Annotated in this window: 4 protein-coding genes; 1 reads left to right on the forward strand and 3 read right to left on the reverse strand. The window is 50.5% G+C overall.

The genetic code is table 11. The features are described 5' to 3' along the window. Window positions 1–347 precede the first annotated feature (347 nt). Entirely contained in the window at window positions 348–2,228 is a 1,881-nt protein-coding gene (locus VMX96_01915; GenBank protein ID HUU62665.1) for an ABC transporter substrate-binding protein, read from the reverse strand. Between the two features lie 260 nt (window positions 2,229–2,488). On the opposite strand from VMX96_01915, the gene VMX96_01920 reads away from it, so the two are divergent. Next, window positions 2,489–2,701 carry a hypothetical protein gene (locus VMX96_01920; GenBank protein HUU62666.1) on the forward strand — a complete coding sequence of 71 codons (213 nt, stop codon included), beginning with the start codon at window positions 2,489–2,491 and terminating at the stop codon, window positions 2,699–2,701. 213 nt (window positions 2,702–2,914) lie between these two features. Here the strand turns inward: VMX96_01920 and VMX96_01925 are convergent, their stop codons facing one another. Together VMX96_01925 and VMX96_01930 are read right to left on the reverse strand one after the other, a co-directional pair. Beyond that, entirely contained in the window at window positions 2,915–3,049 is a 135-nt protein-coding gene (locus VMX96_01925; GenBank protein ID HUU62667.1) for a hypothetical protein, read from the reverse strand. Beyond that, the coding region (locus tag VMX96_01930) for a putative dsRNA-binding protein (GenBank protein ID HUU62668.1) at window positions 3,042–3,291 on the reverse strand (250 nt) is incomplete at its 5' end. The genes VMX96_01930 and VMX96_01925, both read right to left, overlap by 8 nt.

A 3,291-nucleotide genomic window follows, 5' to 3' on the forward strand; every position in this document is an offset into this window, starting at 1 on the left:
CTATAGCAGGTCCAGCTTCGCAATGAGATTGCCACGCCCCGACAAGTCGGGGCTCGCAATGACACGGAAGGTTATTAGCCGATGTTACAAACATATAAAGTGTCACCCATCCATCTGAACTAGATCACCCCCTTATGTCCCAGCCCCGTATCGAGTACCGGCAAAAACTGCAGACGGGATGCGGCGCGAGGCTGAAGCCTCGCACTACATCTTTTGTCCGGGGCTGGCGGAAATCATCTCCGGCCACAACATAATGAAGTGGTGATGATGGCTCCTCGTGTTTCCCTTCCTGCCATCATCACCACTTAGACACTCAGCGATGATTCAGCGATCACTGATCAGGAGTCTTAATCTCCTCCCACCCAGTGCAACCCATACATGTTCCACTCGTTAAACCAGTATAGAGGGCCGCCGAGCTCGTTGTACCAGCCCGTCCACCTGTCGGTCCAGTAAGCACTAATCGTGTGCTCCCTATACAGCATATACATCGGCAGCTCCTCGTTCGCTATCGCCTGAGCCTCTCTGCGAGGAATGTTGGGATCCGCGGCACTATAAATCTCCTCGTACTTCTCATTGAAGTCCACGTTGACCCAGAAAGTAGGGGACCATTCTTCACCCCAACCCCAAGGATCCGTTATCAGCATCAAGGCCCAGGTGCCGACTGGATCGGCAGCCGGCTCTTCCTCACCTACAACCAGATCCCACTCATTACTATATGGTTGATAAAGCTTTTGTAAAAAAGTGGTGCTGTCTACGGTCAGAAAGTTGATATCTATGCCGAAAGCCTCAAGGTCGTCGTGGATTTTCTGCCCGGTGTCGCCCTCAGTGAGGGTGTTCGCCGTTCTGAGTTCAAATGAGAATTTTTCATCTGTGTAGTTGCTTACCCAATATCCTCCATCCTCGTATCCTCCACCCATTCCATCCTGGTAATAACCCGCAGCCACCATTAGTTCCGCAGCCTTATCGATGTCTTGCTCATACATCTCCATCCCACTTTTGTACCCGGCGCTTTCGGGATATACCCAGCTATCGGCAAGATCACCATAGGCGTCAAGATCACCATGGGGGACAAGATCAAGATTGGTATCCCCGCCAAGGATCACATCTACCATGGGTTGAGCATCTATCGCAAAGGCGATAGCCTGCCTGAGAGCCTTGTCATGCAGCGGGTTCTCCGTGTAATTCAAAGCTGGCGGCAAGCCATAGTCGTCCCAATAGTCGTCCGTGTAAAGATTGAACCCCAGATAGTAGAGTGCAACTCCTGGCACTACTTCAACCGTGATGTCTTCTTCTTCCAGGAAGCTGGGTATGCTCGCAAACGCGAAACTCGCCATATATGTATCTATCTCGCCCTCCTCGAAGGCCGCTACGAGACTCTCCATCGTCGGGAAGATTTTGATATATATCTCCTCTATCTCAATCGGCCCGTACTCAGACTCGCCCCACCAGTCATCGTTGCGTACCCACTTATGGTACTGACCTGGCTTGTACTCCACAAACTTGTACGGCCCGGTACCGATGTTTTCACCGTCCCACGCCATTGGGTCGGGGTCCCAGTCATCATACACACCTTCGCCATCCGGTCCGAAAACGTGCTCGGGAACTATGGCGTCCCAGGCCCACACCATGGGATGATGCGCTTCAGTAATATTATGCTCAAATATAAATTCGATTGTGTGGGTACCGGTGGCGTTGACCCACCATGTAGCCTCGTACTCTTCCCAATAGTCCTCCCAGCAAATCGGCTTGGCCGGATCCCACTCGGAAAGTACGTTTTTACACGTGAACTCTACATCATCTGCGTCGAGGTACTCTCCGCTGGTGGCGAAGTCATGCCATTTGACACCTTCCCGCAAAGTCACTGTCCATACCTGTGCATCTTGCATTACCTTATTGACTGGATGATACCGCGACTCATACGTAACGTTGTAGCCCGTTGCCAGCGTGGGAATAAATCCATCAGCATCATACCATAAGTCAGGCTCACCCGCAACCTTGTCACCAACCTTGGGGTAAGCCGTCAGGGTCTCATAGACCATATTCTTGTAGATGCAACCGAGGTTGCTGTTTTCCAGCTCCTCTTCATCCATGTTCAAATTCGGAACATCCACCAGAGTGCCCACAGTCAGCCTCTTAACTGTTACCCCCGGCTCACAGGCAGGAAGGGCAAAAGCCACCACCAAGACCACAGCCAGACCCAGGCTAATCAACAACTTTTTTGATTTCATCCTGTATTTCCTCCTTTCCTAAATTTCTTTATCTGTCTTCCCAGATAGCCGCTCAGTCTTTCCTGAGAGTCAATTCCACATAGGCACTACCCCCACCTCTTGATTTGCGTACCTGAAACTCTGATTTCGACACACGAAACCGCGCTTTAGTCAGGGCTGTAATTCTATTCTACGGCTCTGTATATTACACAGTGTAAAATTTACCCAGCTATTTGTCAAGCCCTTATAACTGTTAAGCGAAAATGTCACCCATGAAGTAGATGGTGACATCGAGCAAGAAGGAGCACAATAGACTGATAGTGTTAAACCGGGTAGAGCGGGGTATGATGGCTGCCAGAGAGGCAGCCGAGATACCAGGCCTCTCCGTGCGCCAAATCAACAGAATACTAGCAGCGTACAGAGAAGAGACGAGAGGAGAATTGAATGGGCTTCTGGAGAAATACCCCAGCCTTAAAGGCTTTTACCGGGCTTAAGAAAAGATGAGGGAACTTTACCGGCAGGAGAGCAGAGAAGAGGCGGCTAAGGTCCTCGACAATATCATCCTAAACCTGAAATGCGCACATGATGGTGAACTCGTAAGGTGGAGAAACACTTTAAAACACTGGCGAGAGCCAATACTGAACCACTTCGATAGGAGGACGACCAATGGCTTTACCAAAGGCTGCCACCTTAATTTATTCCTCGTACTACTCAACGGCCTTCCTCTTTTTCTTGATTACCTCTGTCTCCAGTTGTGGCACGAGTTCCGAAATCGGTTTGCTCTGCTGCGTCCCTTTCTTGGATTTCTTTGGTTCTCGTCGTCTATAATCTCGTCTACCCATGGCTGCACCTCAATTTTTCCCAGGCCGCTCTTGCTGCCTGGTTCTCAGCGGCTTTCTTACTCTTTCCTGTCCCGTTACCCACTACCTCCCCCTCTACCAGAATTTCGACGGTAAATTGCTTGCTGTGGTCAGGGCCAGCAGTTTCCACCAGACGGTAAACTGGCGTTGGCCTCTTCTGTCCCTGGACGAGCTCCTGCACCAATGCCTTGTAATTTGGTGTCCTCTTTCCGGCTTTTATTTTA

The organism is Dehalococcoidia bacterium (genome assembly GCA_035528575.1).
Classification (GTDB): domain Bacteria; phylum Chloroflexota; class Dehalococcoidia; order E44-bin15; family E44-bin15; genus DATKYK01.